Genomic DNA, 20,643 nt, shown 5'->3' with positions numbered 1-20,643 from the left:
TTTATGTTATTAATACGTGTTGTTTTATGAACCGGTCGAAGAGGTGGGGCCCGGAATGTCCCGGTGCTTGCCTGCTGTACTTAACAGCGTAAACTCTTTGCCGGAATAATCAAGTGTTTTTGTAATTTACCTTCCGGAACCTTGCCCGAAAGCCGAATTTTAACATTCAAATTTAAGCGTTTATTATTTTAACATTTCAACTTTAACGGCAGTTTAACAGGCATATAATTACTGTTAAATTGTATATTTGCCATAGATGATCAACCGTCGGTCGACCGACTTAAAAACAAATGAATGCACTTGATATTTCATAAATACCAGGGAACGGGAAACGATTTTATTATGATCGATAACCGCCAGGGAGAATTCCCCAAAAATGATACCAAACTGGTTGCCAGGTTGTGCGACCGAAAATTTGGCATAGGTGCTGACGGGCTGATATTACTCGAAAATGACGATAGCACCGATTTTCGCATGGTGTATTACAATGCGGACGGCGGAGAGAGTACCATGTGTGGTAACGGAGGACGTTGTATTGTGGCCTTTGCCAATTTCCTGGAGATTATTGGTGAATCGACCAGTTTTATCGCTATAGACGGGATGCATAAGGCATCCGTAACAGACGGAAGGGTACGCCTGCAAATGACCGATGTGGATACGGTAACCGTATTCGAAAACTATACATTTCTCAACACCGGCTCCCCGCATCATGTACAGGAGGTAAATGCTCTGGATAATTTTGATGTAAGAACCCAGGGCGAAAAACTCCGGTATGGCAAATACGGTAAAGCCGGAAGTAATATCAATTTTGTGAGTCCTGTAAGCAAGGATGAGTTTAAGGTGCGCACCTACGAAAGAGGTGTGGAAGATGAAACCCTTTCCTGCGGGACAGGTGTAACTGCAGTAGCCATAGCTATGCACAGTACCGGAAAGACCAGTGGCAATTCTATAAAGTTGCAGACGCCGGGAGGGGTACTTACGGTATCTTTTGAGACCGAAGACGGGAAATACAGAAATGTTCATCTCGAAGGTCCTGCAACGCGGGTTTTCGAAGGCAAAATAGATATATAGATACACGGTGATCCCTGTTTAAATTGGTATGAAGATGCAGACCCTGACCGGAAAGAACATATTTTTGAGAGCCCTCGAACCCGAAGACCTGGATTTTCTCTATCTGCTGGAGAATGACGAAACCATTTGGGAGGTGAGTGAAACCCAGGTACCTTATTCGCGTTATATACTCAGGGAGTATCTCAGGAACAGCCATAAAGATATTTATGAGGTAAAACAGCTACGCCTGGCTATTTCCGGACTGGATAATACGCTGCTTGGCTTTATAGATCTGTTCGATTTCTGCCCGAAGAATAAAAGGGCAGGAGTAGGCATTGTCATCCTCGATGATCAGAAAAGAAATAGAGGGGTGGGTACCGAGGCACTCGGACTGTTAATGGATTACGCATTTGTACACCTCGGACTTCACCAGCTTTATGCGAATATTGCAGCAGACAACACGGCGAGCATACGCTTGTTTTCCAATCTCGGTTTCGAAAAGGCAGGGGTGAAAAAAGACTGGAATTTTTCCGGTGGCCATTTCAGGGACGAATTGCTCTTTCAGAAAATAAAAAAATAATGCCGGGCACTCCGGAGGAGCCCGAATGATATATTGATCATGTATATAAGAAAAATAATAATAGCTGTTTTACTCCTGGGAATTATCGTTGGTCTGGTATTCGTATATCGTATATATACGGCAATCTTTGCGCCCAATACTGCTTTTAATAACGAAGAAGCTTACATTTATGTATCTACCGGGGCACCCTTCGGTGAGGTCAGGGATCAGTTAGAACCCTTGCTCAAAAATATCGGTACTTTCGAAAAAGTAGCGGAGAGAAAAGGATATGCTTCATCCCCCAAGGCCGGAAAATACGTGATTAAAAAGGGAATGAGCAACAACGATATCGTCAATACCCTGCGGAGCAGAAATACTCCCGTAAAGGTATCATTCAATAATCAGGAAACCCTGGAAAAGCTCGCAGGACGTATTGCTGCCCAGATAGAGGCAGACAGTGTATCGCTGGTAGAAGCTTTCCGGGACAAGGCTTTTCTGGATAGCATTCAGTTTAAAGAAGATGAGGCGCTGGGCATGTACATTCCCAACAGCTATGAGTTTTTCTGGAATACCTCAGCGATGGACTTTCGGGAGCGTATGCTGAAAGAATACGACAGGTTCTGGAATGAGGAACGATTGGCCCGTGCCCGCACTCAAAATCTGACAAAAGCTCAGGTCATGGCATTGGCCGCTATCGTACAGAAGGAAACTGCAAGGGTGGACGAGCGGCCGAGAGTGGCCGGGGTTTATCTTAACAGGCTCCGGAAAAATATATTGCTGCAGGCAGACCCCACGGTAATCTATGCCTTGCGAAGACATACCGGCGATTACGATACCGTCATCAAAAGAGTGTTGTATAAAGATCTCGAGATAGACTCTCCATACAATACCTATAAGTATGCCGGAATTCCGCCGGGACCCATAGCTATGCCCGATATTTCCGCCATAGATGCCGTGCTGCACCCGGAGAAACACGATTATTTTTATTTTGTGGCCGATATCAATCAGCCCGGTTATCATAAATTTTCAAAAACACTTGCGCAGCACAATGCCAATAAAAGAGAATATGTGAACTGGCTGAACAAGCAAAATGTGAACCGGTAAAAAAACTTTTTCTATTGATTTTTCCATTATATTTAGTATAATAAAGGGCAAAAACCTCCTAAACTCGTTTTTAGAATACTTTAACATTTTGAATATCAGTTTAATAAAAAAATCGTATATTTGCCCTCGCTAATTTCGAGCACGATTTCTGTTTTTCTCCGGAAGGCAGAGATGGATTTTTTCCGGTCTGTAAGTCTCGAAGAAATTAAATTCGATGGGAAAGAATATTCTGAAATATTCTGTTTTAATTATTCTTTTAACATTTATTAGTTTAGGGTTTACGTCTACCAGAGAAGTAAAAGTTAATGATAAGTTCAAAGTAAACGGACCGTTATTGACCACGGTTCCTACGGCAGACGAACCGCTAAGCAGAACCACTCCTCCCTTTCTCGGGAAATCTTTTGTAGGTTTTAAGGAAGCTTTGGGTTTCAAAGAGTCGAGAGGGAATTATTTTGTTACCAATCATCTGGGGTATATAGGGAAGTATCAGTTTGGTGCTTCTACTTTAAAACTCATCGGAGTTCATAATGCTTCCGATTTTCTGAGTGATCCGGAATTACAGGAGCGTGCCTTTATTGCCAATACCGCAAGGAACAAGTGGGTGCTCCGAAGGGATATCGTCAGATGTGTCGGAAAAAATATAGGAGGCGTTTATGTTACGGAATCAGGGATACTTGCTGCCGCGCATCTGGCAGGTCCGGGTAATGTAAAAGCTTATCTTCGCTCCGGAGGAGCCAGGGGATTTAAGGATGCTAACGGAGCTTCCATAAGGTACTACATGAGAAAATTCTCCGGATATGATACCTCGTATATCTTACCGGACCGGAGAGCCAAAATTTAATTATTTGTTGTTAGACATAGTTTTTTAAAATCCCGGGCTTCTTTGAAATTCCGGGATTTTAACTTTTTATATATAAGCTCTTCAGGTCAAAAAAAACTATGGCATGGGGGCGTTGTAGAGCGTACAGTAGTCATGTGGACTTGCCCGGGAAACCCATCTGAAGTAATCAAAAAGCAATGTTACCGGGCGTGAAATATAAAGATACAGGGCCTTTTATGAAGGCTCTCCGTATTCCTTTTCCATTGCGCGGCTGTCTGGGTGCGTATAAATTCGGTAGAGAGCGTGATGTCGCAGGCCACACATACTTTCGTATCATTTTTGAGTGTGGTAGAGAGGTCGGCCAGAAATTGTTCGTTACGATAGGGGGTTTCTATACATATTTGTGACTGCTGTAATTCTGAAGAACGTTTTTCCAGTTTTTTGATCTCCTGTTTTCGGGCTGCTTTATCTATAGGCAGGTAACCGTTAAAGGCGAAACTTTGTCCGTTCATCCCGCTGGCCATGAGTGCAAGCAGAATAGAAGAAGGACCTGTAAGGGGAACCACGCGAATACCTTTTTCGTGGGCAAGAGCCACAACATCAGCTCCGGGATCTGCAATTCCCGGACAGCCGGCTTCCGATATCACCCCTACGGAAATCCCCTGGCTGCACGGATCGAGAAAAGCAGGGATCTCTGCGGGTTCCGTACGCTTGTTAAGAACACTGATGTGAAGGGAATGTTGCGGTTTGTCCGGGCATATACTTTTGATGAACCTCCGCGCTGTCTTTTCGTTTTCTACGATATAATGGTCTACAGCTTCTACAGTACGCTTTACGGAAGCGGGAAGTACCTGCAAAGGGTCCTGTTCTCCAAGTGTTGTAGGGATCAGGAAAACTTTACCGTGTGTGTCTCGTGCTGGTTTCAAAACAGTGATATGGAATATTAAGATTGCGGAGCCAAACGTTCCGTGAGTATATTGCAGGCGTTGTCGAGCATGTCAAACACGTCACTAAAACCTCGTTTGCCGCCGTAATAAGGGTCGGGAACCTCCAGGTTTTTACCCGGATAAGCAAGGTTGAGAATACGATCTACCTTGTTCCTGTCTTCTGCATTTCTGGCGAGGGCGGTTACGTTTTCGTAATTGGAGTTGTCCATAACAAAAATATAATCGAACTCGTCGAAATCGGAAACCGTGAATTTTCTGCACCGTTGTGTGCTGATATCGATATGATTTTTACGGGCGATGTCCACAGATCGGGGATCCGGTGCTTCACCCACGTGATAACCCGCCGTGCCGGCAGAATCTACAATGACATTTTCCAAAGCCACCTTAGCACGTAAAATACCTTCCGCCAGGGGAGAGCGACATATATTACCGAGGCATACCATGAGGATCTTGGTTTTCATACGTAAATGAGCTTGTAGTGACAATATTGAAATTTATGCGCAAAAAAAAAGAGATGGGGTAGTAAGTTCTGACACGATTTTATTGCGAGAACTTTTTGGTAAGGTCTTCCAGGTGCTTCCGGAACTGTTTATCTGTTTCGGCGAGATTGTCAACCGTCTTACAGGCGTGGAGCACTGTAGCATGATCGCGTTTCCCGATCTGGGAGCCGATGCTTGCCAGGGATGCCTTGGTGTATTTTTTTGCAAAAAACATAGCGAGCTGACGCGCCTGCACAATATGCCGCTTCCTGGTTTTGGACTGTAGCGTAGCAACGTCCATCTGGAAATAATCGGATACCACTTTCTGAATGTAATCTATGGAAACCTCCCGCTTGGTATTCTTTACAAATTTTTCAACAATTTGTGTGGCGAGCTCTATGGTTACTTCTCTCTTGTTAAAGGAAGACTGTGCAATCAGGGAGATAATAGCTCCCTCGAGTTCCCTGACGTTGGACTTGATATTTTTGGCGACGTATTCGATAATATCTTCAGGCATATCCACACCGTCCCGGTACAGTTTATTTTTGAGGATAGAGATTCTCGTTTCGTAATCGGGAGTCTGGAGTTCGGCGGACAGTCCCCATTTAAAACGGGATAACAGTCGTTGTTCGATATCCTGCATGTCTACAGGGGCCTTGTCTGAGGTAAGGATAACCTGTTTGCCGTTTTGGTGCAGGTGGTTGAATATATGAAAAAATACATCCTGTGTTCCGGATTTTCCGGAGAAAAACTGTACATCATCGATAATGAGTACATCGATAAGCTGGTAAAAATGAATAAAATCGTTTCGGGTATTTTTCTTTACCGACTCTATATACTGTTGAGTGAATTTTTCCGCAGAAATGTATAATACGGTTTTTTCCGGGTATTTATCTTTGATATCCACCCCGATAGCGTGGGCAAGGTGGGTTTTTCCGAGACCGACACCTCCGAAGATCAGCAGGGGGTTAAATGACGTCCCACCGGGTTTGTTGGCTACTGCCAATCCTGCCGAACGGGCAAGACGGTTGGAGTCCCCTTCCAGAAAATTATCGAAGTTGTAATTGGGGTTTAGCTGAGATTCGATTTTGATATTCCGGATACCGGGTATTACAAACGGATTTTTCAGCTCCGGGTTCTTGTGCTTAACAGGAACATCCAGTTCCTGAGGTTGCAAATTCGAACGGTTGCTGCTGGGTATCTTTTCGGTGAACGGGCGTTGGTTGCCATAGGTGTTTTCCATTTTGATAATGTACACCAGTTTGGCACTCTCTCCCAACTCCTTTGTAAGGGCTACTTTGAGCAGCTTTACATAGTGCTCTTCGAGCCATTCGTAAAAAAACTTACTCGGAACTTGGATACTCAGAGCGTTATCGGTAAGTTTGACAGCTTTTATCGGGTCAAACCAGGTTTTGTAAGCTTGGGGCTGAATGTTATCCTTTATGAATGATAGACAATTGTCCCATACCGATTGCGCAGTCAAATTCATTACCTCTTATAGTTTATTCAGTTAGATTAGTGATTATGAAGAAGATCGAAAATACTATATCTTCCCGCCTTAGGTTGAACAAATATGTGAACAAAAAATTGAAAAAAAAAATGAAATACCGGTTGAATTTTCAGTTTTTTTTTCGCATGCCTATTAACATTAATATTACCTTATCTTAACACGTAAAATATACGATATTTTTTTATGAAAACACATGAAATTCCGATAAGAATTCGATATGGTGAAACCGATCAGATGGGCGTGGTCTATCACGGAAATTATGCCCAGTTTATGGAGATAGGAAGAGTCGAATGGCTAAGAAACATCGGGGTTTCCTATAAATCAATGGAAGAAAAAGGTGTGATGCTTCCCGTGGTTTCCCTGCATGTGGAATTTAAAAAACCGGCCCGTTATGACGACCTTATTCTGGTAAAGACCACCCTGGTGGAAAAACCGGGTGTAAAAATCGTGTTCGACTACAAAATTTACGCCGAAAACGGGGAGGTTTTAACAGTCGGAAATACCGTGCTTGTCTTTGTGGATATGAAGTCCGGAAGACCTGTCAGATGCCCCGATCACATCCTGAAAAAAATAGAAGAAAAAATGAGTTTCGACTAACTCTTTTTCTGTAAAAGGGCCATATAAAAACCATCAAACCCGGAAACGGAAGCAAGTATTTTATGGTCCTTTTCCAGCTGAAAGTTTTTTCCGTTTTCACTTTTCAGAAAAGTACGGATCTGCTCCTGGTTTTCCGATGGGAGGACGGAACAGGTCGCATAAACGAGTTTACCTCCCGGCCTGACCATTCTGGAGTAACTTTGAAGGATATCCTGTTGTGTCTTACGAATGTTGTCTATAAATTCCGGTTGCAGTTTCCATTTGGTATCCGGATTTCGCCTCAGTACACCAAGCCCGCTACAGGGGGCATCGATCAGTACACGGTCTGCTTTGTCGTGTAGTTTCTTGATCACCTTATTGTTTTCGATGATGCGGTATTCTATATTAAAGGCACCGTTGCGTTTGGCACGGGTTTTCAGCTGTTTCATTTTGCTCTCGTACAGGTCCATGGCAATGATCTGCCCTTTGTTTTGCATGAGAGAGGCGAGATGCAGGGTTTTTCCGCCGGCTCCGGCACAGGCATCTACCACACGCATTCCCGGTTGCACGTCGAGAAGCGGGGCTACCCTTTGGGAAGAGGCATCCTGTACTTCAAAGAGTCCTTCCCGGAAGGCATCCGTAAGAAAAACATTGGCGCGTTCTTCCAGAATGAGTGCGTCGGGATACGCCTTTAAAGTCTTGGTTCTGATCTCTTGTTCGGCGAGGATGTTTTGGAGACTTTTTACATTGGTCTTCAGGGTATTGACGCGAAGTACCACGTCTGCCTGCTCGTTTTGGGCTGCAATTTCCTTGTCCCAGGTAGCTTCTCCGAGCTCTTTTGCACCGGTCTCGTCCATCCAATCGGGGATGGATTCACGGAATTTTCGGATTTTGGAAAGCTCCTCGAACCGTCCTTTGATACGGCGGGTGGGCGTGCCTTCCAGCTGTTTCCAGTCGGGTATTTTATATCCGCGAAGAACGGCCCAGACGGCAAATATCCGCCAGAAGTTGTCCCGGCTGAAGGGCTCTTTCACATCGGCAATCTCTGCATAAAGGCGTTTCCAGCGGACGATATCGTAGATGGTTTCCGCTACAAATCGCCGGTCACTGCTTCCCCAGCGTTTGTCTTTTTTCAATGCCTTTGCAACCACTTTGTCGGCATACTCCCCTTGGTTAAAAATAAAATCGAGAGCATCAATTACGGTAAAAACCAGGTTTCTGTGGAGTCGCATAGGTGAAAAAAATTAGTCGGCAAAGATATTAAGATAATCGGGATTTTCATGGGTAAAAACAGATTTCCGGTAAAATAGCCGGAAAACAGGGTATAAGGTCCGGAAATCTGTATGTGTTGGAGGATACCGGTCGGATTTTATCAACTATTCGATGTTTTGCTCGGGCGAACTTCGATCTTGCTCGGGAGTGTCCTGGCCGGCATTTTGAGCAGGTCTGTGACCAGTTGCCCGATATCCTCGGGTTGTATTTTCCAGCTATCGGAAGCATCCGGGGTATTACCGTTGAAATGAGTGGCCACTGATCCCGGCATAATGGTGGTGACCTTGACATCATAAGGACGGAGATCGAGCATTATGGCCTGCGAAAATCCTACAAGCCCGAATTTACTTGCATTATAGGCCGCGCCTTTGGCGAAGAAATTGGTGCCGGCCAGACTGGCTATGGTAACAATATATCCTTTGCTTTTTTTTAGTTCGGGAATCGCTGCTTTTACCGTATTGAAAACTCCTGTAAGGTTGGTAGCTATGGTGTGGTTCCAGTCTTCCGGAGCCAATTCGTCGATAGGAGCAAAGACCCCGACACCCGCATTGGCAATAACATAATCCAGCGTGCCCCAGGTATCGATCACCTTTTTTATCGCAGCCTGCTCCGAAGCGTAGTCGGTAACGTCCGATTCGATAACGAGATAGGCATCGCTGTTATCTGTTATACGCTTCATGGCGGTCATTCCCTGGTCTTTGTTGCGGGAGGAAATAGCGACCTTTACGCCTTCGCGGAGCAATGCCTCCGCAATTCCGAGTCCTATTCCTTTTGATCCACCTGTAATGTATGCTGTTTTGTTTTTCATCGTTGTATGGTATTTTACAATTTTCAAGTTACTGAAAATTTAAAAAGACAGAAAACGAATGACTTCCTTTTATAAAGAAATCCTTTATAATATCCTGCCAAGTCATTTCACAAATGTAAAAGAAGCGTTATTTGCCAAACAGTCCGTCCAGTAATCCGCCGTTTTTTTTGCCACCGAGAGCCATCCCTGTAATATCATCTATAACACTGCCGTCACCGTCGGCATCGAGTATCGAAGTGAGGAGGTTTTGCTTTGCTGAAGACTGTCCGCCCAGAAGGTTCCCCAAAAGCCCGGAAAGTCCGTCTGAAGAGCTGACATTTTGTTTTCTTGCCTGTTGTCCGAGATATCCCATAAGTATCGGTGCAGCTATCTTTATGATCTTGCTCACAGTACCGATATTTACACCGGTTTTTTGACTGATGGCTTGCTCTGTTGCAGTTTGTTTGGTACCGAGGATATGTGATAAAATACCTTCTCCGTCCTGTTGGTCTTCCTTATCGACTCCACCCCCGAAAAAACCACCGAGGTTTTCGAGAATACTGCCGGAGTGTTTGCTTCCGGAAATAGCGCCCAGAATATTGGCAGCTCCTTCGGGTGAAGATGCGTTTTTTTGCAGGGCGCCCATCAACACCGGTAAGGCGAGATCCAGCACACCGGAAGTTTCCTTTTCCGAAGTCCCGGCTTCATCGCTCACCCCACGGATGATCTGTTTTCCGAGATCACCATTCAGTAAATCAGTTATATTCTTCATCGCTTGTATATTTTAGGATTAAAAAATTGAATTCTAAATATACAAAAAAATCCTCCCACAAGGCGTGGAAGGATTTGCAGGAATTACCGGAAAATCGATAATTAGACCGTTTCTGACTTTAAAATGCTTATTATTTGTTGTGCCAGTTCTGTTCCTATTCTGTCCTGTGCCTCATTAGTGGCAGCTCCGATGTGAGGAGTCAGGGAGATTTTGGAGTGCATCAATATCTTTATTTCAGGTGTAGGCTCGTTTTCAAACACGTCAAGTCCCGCAAAAGATACTTTACCGCTGTCCAGGGCACTTACCAGGGCAACCTCATCCACAACACCTCCGCGGGAAGCGTTGACGATAGCCACACCGTCCTTCATCAGGGCGAGTTCTTTTTTACCGATCACATATTCCTTCTGAGCCGGAACATGCAGGGTAATAAAGTCAGATTGCCTGTAAACCTCTTCGAGCGGTTGTGTTTTTACTTCTACCTTTACAGACTGTCCGTCGAAAAAGTCGACAATAACATCCGCTTTATCTACAAATTTATCGGCAGCTATAACTTTCATACCTACCCCGATAGCTATTTTGGCTACTTCGATACCAATACGTCCCAGACCTACGATCCCCAGGGTCTTACCGCGGAGTTCCGTACCGCCTGCGTATGCCTTCTTGAGCTGGGCAAATTTGGTTTCGCCTTCCAGCGGCATATTGCGGTTGGCATCGTATAAGAAACGTACTCCGCCGTAAAGGTGTGCAAAAACAAGCTCTGCAACAGATTGCGATGAGGAAGCCGGAGTATTGATAACGCTGAGTCCCTTGGACCTTGCGTATTCCACATCGATGTTGTCCATACCTACACCACCACGTCCGATAACTTTGATGCTGCTGCAGGCATCGATCATATCTTTTCTCACCTTGGTAGCCGAACGCACCAGGATAACATCGATTTTGTTTTCGTTGATATAAGGGATGAGCTGTTCCTGAGCTACCTTGGTTGTGATGACCTCGAAACCTGCTTTTTCAAGAGCTTCAACTCCGCTTTTTGAAATTCCGTCATTAGCTAATACTTTCATATCTCTTTTTTTTGTATTCCCGGCAAACGGGAATGAAATTTTAATAAGGGTTGTTTACGATAGGGTTACCCGACTTTTTTCTCCAGTTCCTGCATAGTTTCTACCAGTACTTTGGCACTTTCTACGGAAAGCGCATTGTACATGGATGCACGATATCCTCCTACACTTCGGTGACCGTTAAGACCGTTGATGCCGGCTCCTTTCCACAACGCATCAAAGGCATCTTTATGCGCTTCGTCGACAAGGTTGAAGGTTGCATTCATCGAACTTCTGTCTTCTCTGGCTGCAAAACCTTTGAAAAGCGGGTTGCGGTCTATTTCATTGTACACCAGTGAGGCTTTTTCGTTGTTGATTTTTTCAATAGCAGCGATACCTCCCAGATCTTTGAGCCATTGCAGGGTAAGCATGGAAACGTAAACGGCAAATACAGGAGGGGTGTTGAACATACTGTCTTTATCCAGGTGAACTTTATAATCGAGCATGGATGGAATGGCACGCGATACTTTGCCTAAAACTTCTTCTTTAACAACCACAAGAGTGGTTCCTGCAGGCCCCATGTTTTTCTGGGCACCGGCATAGATCAGGTCAAATTTTGAAAAATCGAGTTGTCTGGAGAAGATATCCGAACTCATGTCACAAACCAACGGCACAGCGGTTTGCGGGAAGTCCTTGATCTGTGTTCCGAAAATAGTGTTGTTGCTGGTGCAATGGAAATAGTCCGCATCTTCGGGAATCGTATATCCTTTTGGGATATAATTGAAGTTGGCATCCTTGGACGAAGCTACCTCTGCGACTTCCCCCAGAAACTTGGCCTCTTTGAGGGCCTTGCTACTCCATGTACCGGTATTCAGGTAAGCGGCTTTTTTCTCCAGCAGATTGTAAGCAACCATCAAAAATTCAAGGCTGGCACCTCCCTGCAGAAAAAGTGCTTTATATCCCTTTCCTTCCAGGCCTAACAATTCGATGGCCAGGGAACGGGCATTCTCCATAACTTCTATAAAATCTTTACTCCTGTGGGAGATTTCTATCAGGGAAAGGTCTAAACCGTTGAAATTGATAACTGCTTCTGAGGCTTTTTTGAGTACCTCCTGAGGAAGCACGCAGGGACCTGCGCTAAAATTGTGTTTTTTCATCATGTGGATTTGACAATGTTGTGTTGAATGTTCTATGCAAAAATGCTAAAATTACGAGGAAAAACAGTTATAAAAACGATAAATATTTGTTATATTCTTAACAGGAATTCAATAGTGTCAACACCGTCCGCATAATCTGATAATGCAGGTTTTTGCGTGTTTCCGAAACCTGTCTCTCCCGTGATAAACCCATTAGAAACCACACATTGTATTTTCTCCGAATCGACCTCCAGTTTTTTCTTTAATTCCTGCCCGTTCTCATAGGTTTCATAAAATAGGGTCGCAATCGGAGAAGCATAGCCTTCGTCCTCTTTGAGCATCAGGAACCCGTTTTCGAGCATCTCAAAAAGGCTCATCAGGTACACGGCCTTATTATAGTCGTAGTTATTGGCGTATTTGGGGATTTCAATAATATCGCGATAGGCGTATATAGCCTTGAAAAACTGATCGAAATTATACTGTTCCGGGACAAATATCTTGGAGACATTCCGGCAACCAAGGCCGAAATAACGAAAGATGTCTTCCCCGAGGGCCTTGAGTTCTTCCGGGGTTTCCTTACCGGTGAGGACAGCGACAGAATTTCTGTTTCGCCGGATAATATTCGGTTTTTTTCCGAAGTAATATTCAAAATACCGTGCGGTATTATCACTTCCCGTAGCTATGACCGCATCAAAATTTTCGAGTTTATCCTCGGTGAATGAGATCCGGCCTTTTAATGTCGGCTCTGCGTATTCCAGGTACTTCGAAAGGTAAGGCAACAAGTGCCTGTCATTGGACGACTGTTTTACCACTACCGAATGTCCGAGCAGGAGAACCGCCAGAAAATCGTGAAACCCTACCAGGGGAATATTTCCCGCCATAATTACAGCCACACGGTTAGGGGTTATGTGGCGGGTATCATATCCCGAAAGCCACTCCAGGAGATGTTCCCGGGTCAGGGCCAGGCTCCATTGCTTCATGGCAAAAGACAGGTTTTCCCGGATAAACCATCCGTTGTGCTCTTCGGCAAGTTTTAACTGGTGCAGAAAACCATCATAAAACATATCGTTATTGGCAATACCTTCTTTTCTGACAGGTGTAGTATCACAGAACTGTTCGAGAAATGCCCCCAATTTAACAAAAGCGTCTATGTTTTTTTGCAGTACATGCATAGGCTTAAAAATTATTTTTTAGTAAAAAAACGAGGATATTCAGTGCCTTATACGGTCTTTTATGTCCCCGGTCGAAAGCAAAGACCATGAAAAGTCTACTTTTTTTGTATAGAATTCCTTTTCGCCTTATTTTTGCTGGACAAAGTTACACGAAAAAGGAAGAAATCATGGCAATTATCATAACAGATGAATGTATAAATTGTGGCGCTTGCGAACCGGAATGCCCGAATACGGCTATATATGAGGGAGCAGACGATTGGAGATACAGTGACGGTACATCACTCGGAGGAGATGTGGTGTTGCCGGACGGAAAATCTGTAAATGCTGATGAAGCTCAGGAACCCGTTTCCGATGAAATCTATTATATCGTCCCTGATAAATGTACCGAGTGTAAAGGATTCCACGAAGAACCGCAATGTGCTGCGGTATGTCCCGTAGATTGTTGTGTTCCGGATGAGGATCACGTAGAAACAGAAGAGGAGTTGTTGGGCAAACAACGGTTTATGCACCCCGAATAGGGAGTTGTATTACTGTACTATATGATAAACGCTGATCTTCTGAGGTCAGCGTTTTCTTTTTCTACGAGCTATATATTGCTGTACGGCTTCTTTGGTGGTAAGCCAGTTTCTGCCTTCTTTATAAGCATCTATCTTACCCTGCCGTGCAAGCAGGCTGATGTATTCCTGCCCGTAGGGCATATTTTCTTCTTCGACAAGGTCGGATATTTCTTTATATTCGTAATCACTGCCCGGTAATGCGCCGATATAAATATTCAAGGTGCGTTCGAGGGCTTGTGAGACGAGTAACATCAATTTGTGATATTTTCCCCGGTTGGCCTGGTTGAGAGCCTCATAATATTTTTTGTGATCGTTTTTGAGGATGATGGCAGGAGGAAACCCCTTGCGCATGAGCAGGAGATTCATAGCCAGACGAACGGTTCTGCCGTTGCCGTCGAAAAACGGGTGTATCCATACGAATTTGTGATGAAAAACAGTAGCGAGCTCTATATCGTTGAGTGCTTCCGGATTTGTTTTCACGAAGGTAATAAGCTCTTCGACCAGGTCCGGAACTTTTCTGGCATTAGGAGGTGTAAAATTGGCCCCGGAGATACGAACCCCTCCGTTGCGAAGACGGCCCGCACATTCGTCTTCGATACTGCGCAGTATATACCCGTGAAGCGATAACAACTCGGAACTGCTCAAAGGAGACGATGTGCCTTCGGCAAGCTTGTATAAGTGGTTTATGGCACTTTCGTGGTTCTTGGCCTCGAAGTGTTCGCGCAGCGATTTTCCTTTTATGGTAATGTCTTCCTGAAGAACCATTTGTGTCTCGCGGAGACTAAGGGTGTTTCCTTCTATACTGTTGGAATTGTATGTCCACTCGATCATGAGGCTTTCGCGGATTTTGCGCAGGGCAACAGCAGGTAAGTGACGTTGATTCTGGAGGACTTCCTTTTTTTCTAAAAGTCTGTCAAAGACTTCCTGCAAATCGTTACGGTATGTTTTGTCAATCTCCCACATACCTCAAAGGTATAAAATCGTTTGTGGTTTTAAAAGTTTTATCCGATATTAAAATGCAAAATAAAAGCCCGAAAAGCATCCCGTTTTGACAATGGGAAGCGACAAACGGCGGAATTCCGTCAGCCTGTTCTGAGTTTGCCAAAACCCGGGTTCAGCCTGTGCTGGTAATAAGGTATCCTGTAAAAATAAAAAGCTGCCTGTGGGCAGGATCTTATGACCCTGTTTCAGGCAGCTTCAAATATGATATTCGGAACTCTTTTTTTTATTCCCGTCCGTTTAGAATCCCCGGAACCTTCCACGACCCCTGCGTCCTCCCGGACCTTCTTTTTTACCCCCGAACTTGTCCAGTTTACAACTCAGGGAGAACATGACATACCGTTTTAACACTGTGTTTTCCACATCCTGTATGTAAGAATCCGTAATGTTTCGCATCGTACCTACATTCTGGTCGAGCAGGTCATATACCTTGACTTTGAAAGTCATTTTGTCCTTCATGAAATTATACCCGATACTGCTGTTCCACAGCCAGAATGATTTCCGGAAACCATCGGCGATATTAGAGTTGTAGGTGTAACCAAAATCATTTCCGAAAACGATATTTTTCGGCCAGTATGAAGTCGTCAGTATTTTAAAGGAATGGCGGAAGTTAGATGTCCGGTCTATGGTATAATTGGTATATCTCGATTCGTTATAGCTAAATCCGTAACTGGGTTCCAGGGTGAACAGTTCGCTGTATTCCCAGGTGAATGCGGCCGAAGGGCTCAGGCTCAGATTATGGGCCTGGAACTTTTCATTGTTGGTAATTCCCCGGTTCATGGACAGGTTGCTATTGATCCCCACACGATATTTAAAGGTGTGTTCTTCTTTCTTTTTGCTTGTGTTCCAGTTCATACCCAACATGGCGCTATACGTGCCGTTAAGGTTCTGGAATGTGGTGGTCCTTTTGAAGTTTTCATCAAAAGTAGTGACATTTACGATCTTGTTTTCGTCATAACTCAGGTTACCATAGGCAAAAAAACCGGTTCTTTTGGCAAAATCGTAATTGTTATAGTTGAAATAAACCGAATGCCCGCGGGTAGGATCGAGGTCCGGGTTACCTATGGTCGTGCTCAAAGGGTTCGATAAATCCTCTACGGGAAGTAACTGGGAAGCCGATGGCAGGTTTACCCGATAGTTGTAGTTGACGAAAAAAGATTTTCCCTTGGAAAGGTCATAACGGAGGTTGGCACGTACCGAAGGATAGATGTATTGTTCCTTGAGTTTGGTCTGTTCTCCCAGGTAAAGGGAGGTATTGTCATAATCCGTAATGTTGGTCCCGAGATTCAAACGGGCGTGTATCTTGCTTTTTCTGAGCCGTAAACCGATTTCCGGGGTCAGGGTATTGGTTTTGGATTCGATAAAGTTGGAGAGCGGATCATTACGTCCCGTATAATCATCCGTAGCTTCTTCAAAATTGAATGTTTCCCTGTTGTTTGTCGATTTGTTATTTTCGTAACTCACTTCCCCGGTCAGGCTCAGTGAGTCTGTGATGGGTTCGGTATATCTCAGGTTCAGGTTATAATTATCGGTCTGGTTGTCATTGATCTCTTTCTGGTTACGGATATCATCCGGATCGTCATTCTGGTAAAAGATCGTTGACGACCGGTTTATCCCTTCCGAACCGTCGGAAGAATTATTATTGCCGAACCGCAAATTCATGTACCTGCCTTTTTTGTTAAACCTTCTGACTACGAAAAGGTCGGAACGAAATGATTTTCTGGTGCTTGAACTGTTGTTTACAGATTCGCTTTCATTGAGCAGGTCTCCGTTTTCATCTACAGAAAACTGGGTCTGGTTCGAATTGAAGTCCGAATCCGTACGTGTTATGGTAGGGGAGAACCCTATAGAGGTCAGGGAATCGATTTTGTACTCGAAATTGGCATTGAAATTATGATCCCTCGATTCGTTTTCCGTAGAACTTTCCGAATTGGAAGTAAATTCACCTTCCGGGGTCAGGTTGGTTTGTTCCGTACGGTTGTCATTTTCGCGGTTGGTTTGTGTAAAGAAATAGCTTGCATCGGTTTCCATCTTCTTGTTTAAAAGATCGTCTGCGAAGGTAAGCCCTCCGAGATGAGAGGTCGTAATTCCCGATCCGGTAGACCCGAAAGATACGCCGTTAACATTGATGCCGCCTCCGCTGTTGCCCCAGACATTTCGTCCGCCTCCCATAGCATCGAATATCTCATCCATCGAAAACCCTACACTATTTATATTATTACTTCCCCCGAGCAGGCTGACACGCTGACTGCCGTTGAAGTAATTGACAAACAGATTGGCTTCATAGCGGTCGTCCGTGCCGTAACCTCCTGTGGCCCGCCCGAAGTATCCCTTGTTTTTACCTTCTTTAATGGTGAGGTTAATGGTTTTTTCGTCGGAACTCGCATCCTCTCCGGAGAGCTCTTCTTCTTTGGTTTTGGTGTCCGATACCTGTATTTTATCAATAATATCCGAAGGCAGGTTCTTCGTGGCAATCTGTCCGTCATTTCCAAAAAAGGGCTTTCCGTCTACGAGAACTTTATTAACTTCTTTACCATTTACCGTAATCTTTCCGTCCGAGGCTACTTCCACACCGGGAAGCTGTTTCAGTAAGGTTTCAACGTTAGCATCGGGACGAACCTTAAAGGAGGTTGCATTAAACTCCAGCGTATCTTTTTTTATTTGTATCGGAGCCGCTTCTCCCTCGACTACGACTTCCGAGAGTTCGTCGACATTTTCCCGGAGCTGGATAACGCCAAGATCGATCGGATCATTGAGGTTTTCCAGAGCTCTGGAATATAAACGGTAGCCTATAAATGATATTTTAATATATGCCGGTTCTGCAGTTTTTCGGACTTCGAGCGAAAATGTACCGGACAGGTTGCTGATGGTATAGTCCAGTACCGTAGAGTCTTTCTGGGAAGAAATATACACGGTTGCAGATTCGAGCGGAGACTGGTCCATGGCATCCACAATTTTACCTTTGATCTCTATGGTGTTTTGTGAAAAAGCAATAGAGGCCCAAAACGAAGCCACTACAATGAGTAGAAATTTACAATGCATTACGGTTGATTGTTGGTTAAAACGATTAAGCTATATTACTGGTATTATCAGGTATTTCCTATCGTGTTATAATAATTTAATACTTTTTAACAGAAGTTTAATGCTTCCGTTTGCGCTCTTAGACCCCGGTAACATAAAGAAGTTTAAGCAGGGGTCCGGTTTTAACAATATTTTAAATGCTAAAGACAATATTTCCGGGGAGGATTAGAAAGAAAAAGTTATCGGAGCGGATTAATAGCCTGCTGCCTTATCGTCTCCGCGTTTGTCCGCACCACCTTCGAGTTTGCCGTCCGGACGGACAAGAATGGCATCGACTTTGCCTAATATGGGAGTACGGTCTTCATTGATAAAGTAACCTTTTTGTTTCAGGCTGTCGAGAATAGCCGGAGAAAATGCCCCGGGTTCAAAAGTGATGGTATCCGGGAGCCATTGGTGGTGAAACCGGGGTGCATTTACCGCTTCCTGCATGCCCATATCAAATTCGCATACATTGAGTATGGTTTGCAGTACGGAAGTAATAATGGTAGACCCGCCCGGTGTCCCGACAACCATCCATAACTTTCCTTCTTTCTCTACGATAGTAGGGGTCATGGAACTCAGCATACGCTTTTCCGGAGCTATACTGTTGGCTTCGGCACCGGTAAGCCCGAACATGTTGGGCGTTCCCGGTTTGGCACTGAAATCATCCATTTCGTTATTGAGAAAAAATCCGAGTTCGTCACTGTAAACTTTAGAACCGTAGGCCCCGTTGAGGGTTGTAGTTACGGAAACAGCATTGCCAAAGGCATCCACGATCGAATAATGTGTGGTCTCATTACTTTCCGTAACCTGAATTTTTCCATGAGATACCTCGTCCGAACGGGTAGCCTGTCCAAAAGAAAAATCGGCCATACGCCCACGGAGATATCGTTCGCTGAGCAAGGTACCCTGAGGAATATCTGTAAAATCCGGATCGCCCAAAAAATAGTTCCGGTCGGCATAAGCCCGCCGTTCCGCTTCTGTAATCACCTGTATGCTCCGAACCGAATTGTGTCCGTATTCCTGCAAAGGAAAGGGCGCGATCATCTGCATGATCTGCCCGAGTGTGATTCCGCCGCTGCTGGGGGGAGACATGGAGATGACTTTGAGGTTTTTGTAGTTGAAAATAACAGGGATCCTCCATTTGGCCTGGTATCTCGCCAGGTCTTCTTCGGTAATGATACCTCCTTTTTGCCGGATCAGGGCAGTCAGTTTCTTAGCGGTTTCTCCGCGGTAAAAACCGTCTTTCCCGTTTTCCTGAATACGTCTCAGCGTATGGGCAAGCGCCGGATATTTAATGGTATCTCCGCTGCGAAATGGTTTGGCAAAGAAGGTACTGTCTCCATTGACTTCAATAAAGAGGTTACGGTTTCGCTCCAGTCGCTTTGCCTGGTTTTCGGTAACGACAACCCCTTTTTCGGCCAGGGCGATAACCGGTTCGAGAATTTCACGGAAAGGTAAAGAGCCGAGTTTGCGGTGTACTTCCGCAACGCCTGCTACTGTTCCCGGAACTCCTATGGCCATGGCACCGAGCGTACTTTTTTCGGGAATGACATTTCCCAGGCTGTCGAGATACATGTCTTTATGAGCGGCTAAGGGAGCTTTTTCGCGATAGTCAAGTGCGCCTATTTCGCCATCCGGAGTACGATATACCATAAAACCACCTCCGCCCAGGTTTCCGGCAAATGGGTAGGCCACCGCCAGGGCAAGTTCCGTAGCGACCATGGCATCAAAGGCATTTCCCCCTTTTCTGAGAATTTCCACACCTACGGCAGAAGCTTCTTCACGGGCCGACACGACCATGGCTTTATCGGTAATCAATCCGGATGTCCCGTTGTTGGTCTTGCATCCGAAAACAAGAACAGCACTGAAAAAGTAAAGACAGGCCTTGAGATATGTTATCTTCATGAATTGAATTTTTGGTTGAACGGATTTTAACGCTTTTAAAGCTCCCCCTTTTCCGTTTTTCCCATCCGCTTTACTGATCTGCCTCGCGGATCTTTGCCCTGGTAAATATAAGCAACTCTTTAAAAAAAACAGTAAACTCTTCCTGAAAGGCGGTGTAGTGTGCCCGCAGGTCATGTACGGCCAGGTGCATGTTCGATTTATAGGCTGTTCTCCGGTTCATTTGCGTGAGTATCCTTTCGAGACCCTCCAGGCTGGCATAACTCAGGAGCCAGTTTTCTCTTTTCATATACGGCAGCATCCCCAGGGTCCGCTCCGGAAGTATATCCCGGTGGTTTTCCAGGGTAGTGTAGAACTCATCGGCAAAAACGTCCAGGGGCACATCGGAATAATCGCCCCAGTTAGCAGCCAGGAAATGATCGTAGTACATATCGACAATGACCCCGCTGTAATGGCTGTAATTGGCGTGAAGCCTCCGCGTGCTCTGTCTTACCGTCGGGTGATGGTCCGTATAAGAATCGATCTGCCGGTGAAGCAATATGCCCTGCTGAACGCGTTTCGGGAACATCGTGTATTTGTTGCCCTTAATACTGTCGGCAATAAAATTTCCGATCCGTAGCAGCTCGTCGTCACCCGATAAATAGATGTGTGCTAAAAAATTCATTTTTCGAATATACGAATAAAGCGCTGTGGTAAGCAGGAGGTTTTTTTGTTTTTTATACCGAACCGGAGAAATACATATTTTTTGGATATTGATGAAAGAAAATAAAAGTCCGGAGCAGACCGAGCTGACGGGGGGAATCGATACCCGGGTATATCCGATCGGACGAAATGATAATCCAAAATCACATTCCGAAAGCATATAATTGTATATTTGTTCTGTTTTCAAAGGCAATAA

19 protein-coding genes are annotated in these 20,643 nt (G+C 44.8%); 6 read left to right on the top strand and 13 right to left on the bottom strand.

Annotation, left to right across the window (positions count from 1 at the left end):
* Nucleotides 1-294 precede the first annotated feature (294 nt).
* The 4 genes from dapF to BT112_RS13030 all read left to right on the top strand — a co-directional run bounded on the left by dapF (nucleotide 295) and on the right by BT112_RS13030 (nucleotide 3,554).
* A complete protein-coding gene (gene dapF / locus BT112_RS13045) occupies nucleotides 295-1,071 on the top strand; it encodes a diaminopimelate epimerase (protein WP_072317821.1) in 777 nt (258 codons plus the stop codon).
* A 34-nt stretch (nucleotides 1,072-1,105) separates the two neighbouring features.
* A complete protein-coding gene (locus tag BT112_RS13040; protein ID WP_072317820.1) occupies nucleotides 1,106-1,630 on the top strand; it encodes a GNAT family N-acetyltransferase in 525 nt (174 codons plus the stop codon).
* A gap of 39 nt (nucleotides 1,631-1,669) precedes the next feature.
* Nucleotides 1,670-2,713: an endolytic transglycosylase MltG gene (mltG, locus tag BT112_RS13035; protein ID WP_072317819.1), complete on the top strand. Its 1,044-nt coding sequence runs from the start codon at nucleotides 1,670-1,672 to the stop codon at nucleotides 2,711-2,713.
* Between the two features lie 214 nt (nucleotides 2,714-2,927).
* The gene (locus BT112_RS13030; protein WP_072317818.1) at nucleotides 2,928-3,554 is read left to right on the top strand and encodes a peptidoglycan-binding protein LysM; all 627 of its coding nucleotides are present in this window, start codon (nucleotides 2,928-2,930) and stop codon (nucleotides 3,552-3,554) included.
* 179 nt (nucleotides 3,555-3,733) lie between these two features.
* Here the strand turns inward: BT112_RS13030 and BT112_RS13025 are convergent, their stop codons facing one another.
* The 3 genes from BT112_RS13025 to dnaA form a co-directional block, all read right to left on the bottom strand.
* On the bottom strand, nucleotides 3,734-4,459 hold the full coding sequence (locus BT112_RS13025; RefSeq protein WP_072317817.1) for an SAM-dependent methyltransferase: 726 nt from the start codon (nucleotides 4,457-4,459) through the stop codon (nucleotides 3,734-3,736).
* A gap of 17 nt (nucleotides 4,460-4,476) precedes the next feature.
* On the bottom strand, nucleotides 4,477-4,941 hold the full coding sequence (locus BT112_RS13020; protein WP_072317816.1) for a low molecular weight protein-tyrosine-phosphatase: 465 nt from the start codon (nucleotides 4,939-4,941) through the stop codon (nucleotides 4,477-4,479).
* A 79-nt stretch (nucleotides 4,942-5,020) separates the two neighbouring features.
* On the bottom strand, nucleotides 5,021-6,448 hold the full coding sequence (gene dnaA, locus BT112_RS13015; RefSeq protein ID WP_072317815.1) for a chromosomal replication initiator protein DnaA: 1,428 nt from the start codon (nucleotides 6,446-6,448) through the stop codon (nucleotides 5,021-5,023).
* Nucleotides 6,449-6,652: 204 nt separating this feature from the next.
* Here dnaA and BT112_RS13010 point away from each other — a divergent pair, with 204 nt between their 5' ends.
* Nucleotides 6,653-7,066, top strand: coding sequence for an acyl-CoA thioesterase (locus BT112_RS13010; protein WP_072317814.1), 414 nt, complete (start codon nucleotides 6,653-6,655; stop codon nucleotides 7,064-7,066).
* On the opposite strand, the gene BT112_RS13005 is transcribed toward BT112_RS13010, so the two are convergent.
* From BT112_RS13005 to BT112_RS12980, 6 genes are all read right to left on the bottom strand, one after another.
* Complete coding sequence (locus BT112_RS13005; RefSeq protein ID WP_072317813.1) at nucleotides 7,063-8,277, bottom strand: RsmB/NOP family class I SAM-dependent RNA methyltransferase; 1,215 nt, start codon at nucleotides 8,275-8,277, stop codon at nucleotides 7,063-7,065. The genes BT112_RS13010 and BT112_RS13005 overlap by 4 nt on opposite strands.
* A 140-nt stretch (nucleotides 8,278-8,417) precedes the next feature.
* A complete protein-coding gene (locus BT112_RS13000; protein ID WP_072317812.1) occupies nucleotides 8,418-9,125 on the bottom strand; it encodes an SDR family oxidoreductase in 708 nt (235 codons plus the stop codon).
* 127 nt (nucleotides 9,126-9,252) lie between these two features.
* Entirely contained in the window at nucleotides 9,253-9,876 is a 624-nt protein-coding gene (locus tag BT112_RS12995) for a DUF937 domain-containing protein (protein WP_072317811.1), read from the bottom strand.
* A gap of 101 nt (nucleotides 9,877-9,977) precedes the next feature.
* Nucleotides 9,978-10,940 carry a D-2-hydroxyacid dehydrogenase gene (locus BT112_RS12990; RefSeq protein ID WP_072317810.1) on the bottom strand — a complete coding sequence of 321 codons (963 nt, stop codon included), beginning with the start codon at nucleotides 10,938-10,940 and terminating at the stop codon, nucleotides 9,978-9,980.
* Between the two features lie 65 nt (nucleotides 10,941-11,005).
* Complete coding sequence (serC, locus tag BT112_RS12985; RefSeq protein ID WP_072317809.1) at nucleotides 11,006-12,073, bottom strand: 3-phosphoserine/phosphohydroxythreonine transaminase; 1,068 nt, start codon at nucleotides 12,071-12,073, stop codon at nucleotides 11,006-11,008.
* 89 nt (nucleotides 12,074-12,162) lie between these two features.
* On the bottom strand, nucleotides 12,163-13,224 hold the full coding sequence (locus BT112_RS12980; protein WP_072317808.1) for an acyl-CoA reductase: 1,062 nt from the start codon (nucleotides 13,222-13,224) through the stop codon (nucleotides 12,163-12,165).
* Between the two features lie 167 nt (nucleotides 13,225-13,391).
* On the opposite strand from BT112_RS12980, the gene BT112_RS12975 reads away from it, so the two are divergent.
* Nucleotides 13,392-13,742, top strand: a complete 351-nt coding sequence (locus BT112_RS12975; RefSeq protein WP_072317807.1) for a 4Fe-4S dicluster domain-containing protein — start codon at nucleotides 13,392-13,394, stop codon at nucleotides 13,740-13,742.
* 45 nt (nucleotides 13,743-13,787) lie between these two features.
* Here the strand turns inward: BT112_RS12975 and BT112_RS12970 are convergent, their stop codons facing one another.
* The 4 genes from BT112_RS12970 to BT112_RS12955 all read right to left on the bottom strand — a co-directional run bounded on the left by BT112_RS12970 (nucleotide 13,788) and on the right by BT112_RS12955 (nucleotide 20,409).
* Nucleotides 13,788-14,744, bottom strand: coding sequence for a Fic family protein (locus BT112_RS12970; protein ID WP_072317806.1), 957 nt, complete (start codon nucleotides 14,742-14,744; stop codon nucleotides 13,788-13,790).
* Nucleotides 14,745-15,020: 276 nt separating this feature from the next.
* Nucleotides 15,021-17,822 (bottom strand): outer membrane beta-barrel protein, encoded by a 2,802-nt coding sequence (locus tag BT112_RS12965; RefSeq protein ID WP_072317805.1) that lies wholly within the window; start codon nucleotides 17,820-17,822, stop codon nucleotides 15,021-15,023.
* A gap of 231 nt (nucleotides 17,823-18,053) precedes the next feature.
* Nucleotides 18,054-19,748: a gamma-glutamyltransferase gene (gene ggt, locus BT112_RS12960; protein ID WP_072317804.1), complete on the bottom strand. Its 1,695-nt coding sequence runs from the start codon at nucleotides 19,746-19,748 to the stop codon at nucleotides 18,054-18,056.
* A gap of 70 nt (nucleotides 19,749-19,818) precedes the next feature.
* Nucleotides 19,819-20,409 (bottom strand): acyl carrier protein phosphodiesterase, encoded by a 591-nt coding sequence (locus BT112_RS12955; protein WP_072317850.1) that lies wholly within the window; start codon nucleotides 20,407-20,409, stop codon nucleotides 19,819-19,821.
* Nucleotides 20,410-20,643: the final 234 nt, after the last annotated feature.

The sequence above is a fragment of the Sinomicrobium oceani genome (assembly GCF_900119185.1).
Taxonomy (GTDB): domain Bacteria; phylum Bacteroidota; class Bacteroidia; order Flavobacteriales; family Flavobacteriaceae; genus Sinomicrobium; species Sinomicrobium oceani.
Note: the sequence above shows the minus strand (reverse complement) of the source record. Positions and strands in the feature narration are given on the sequence as shown.

Coding starts and splice junctions, on each gene's coding strand:
- dnaA (WP_072317815.1), bottom strand. CDS start 6,448: ATGAATTTGACTGCGCAATCGGTATGGGACAATTGTCTATCATTCATA.
- BT112_RS13040 (WP_072317820.1), top strand. CDS start 1,106: ATGCAGACCCTGACCGGAAAGAACATATTTTTGAGAGCCCTCGAACCC.
- ggt (WP_072317804.1), bottom strand. CDS start 19,748: ATGAAGATAACATATCTCAAGGCCTGTCTTTACTTTTTCAGTGCTGTT.
- BT112_RS13020 (WP_072317816.1), bottom strand. CDS start 4,941: ATGAAAACCAAGATCCTCATGGTATGCCTCGGTAATATATGTCGCTCT.
- BT112_RS12955 (WP_072317850.1), bottom strand. CDS start 20,409: ATGAATTTTTTAGCACACATCTATTTATCGGGTGACGACGAGCTGCTA.
- BT112_RS12995 (WP_072317811.1), bottom strand. CDS start 9,876: ATGAAGAATATAACTGATTTACTGAATGGTGATCTCGGAAAACAGATC.
- serC (WP_072317809.1), bottom strand. CDS start 12,073: ATGAAAAAACACAATTTTAGCGCAGGTCCCTGCGTGCTTCCTCAGGAG.
- mltG (WP_072317819.1), top strand. CDS start 1,670: ATGTATATAAGAAAAATAATAATAGCTGTTTTACTCCTGGGAATTATC.
- BT112_RS13010 (WP_072317814.1), top strand. CDS start 6,653: ATGAAAACACATGAAATTCCGATAAGAATTCGATATGGTGAAACCGAT.
- BT112_RS13000 (WP_072317812.1), bottom strand. CDS start 9,125: ATGAAAAACAAAACAGCATACATTACAGGTGGATCAAAAGGAATAGGA.
- BT112_RS12990 (WP_072317810.1), bottom strand. CDS start 10,940: ATGAAAGTATTAGCTAATGACGGAATTTCAAAAAGCGGAGTTGAAGCT.
- BT112_RS12975 (WP_072317807.1), top strand. CDS start 13,392: ATGGCAATTATCATAACAGATGAATGTATAAATTGTGGCGCTTGCGAA.
- BT112_RS13005 (WP_072317813.1), bottom strand. CDS start 8,277: ATGCGACTCCACAGAAACCTGGTTTTTACCGTAATTGATGCTCTCGAT.
- BT112_RS12970 (WP_072317806.1), bottom strand. CDS start 14,744: ATGTGGGAGATTGACAAAACATACCGTAACGATTTGCAGGAAGTCTTT.
- BT112_RS12980 (WP_072317808.1), bottom strand. CDS start 13,224: ATGCATGTACTGCAAAAAAACATAGACGCTTTTGTTAAATTGGGGGCA.
- BT112_RS13030 (WP_072317818.1), top strand. CDS start 2,928: ATGGGAAAGAATATTCTGAAATATTCTGTTTTAATTATTCTTTTAACA.
- dapF (WP_072317821.1), top strand. CDS start 295: ATGCACTTGATATTTCATAAATACCAGGGAACGGGAAACGATTTTATT.
- BT112_RS12965 (WP_072317805.1), bottom strand. CDS start 17,822: ATGCATTGTAAATTTCTACTCATTGTAGTGGCTTCGTTTTGGGCCTCT.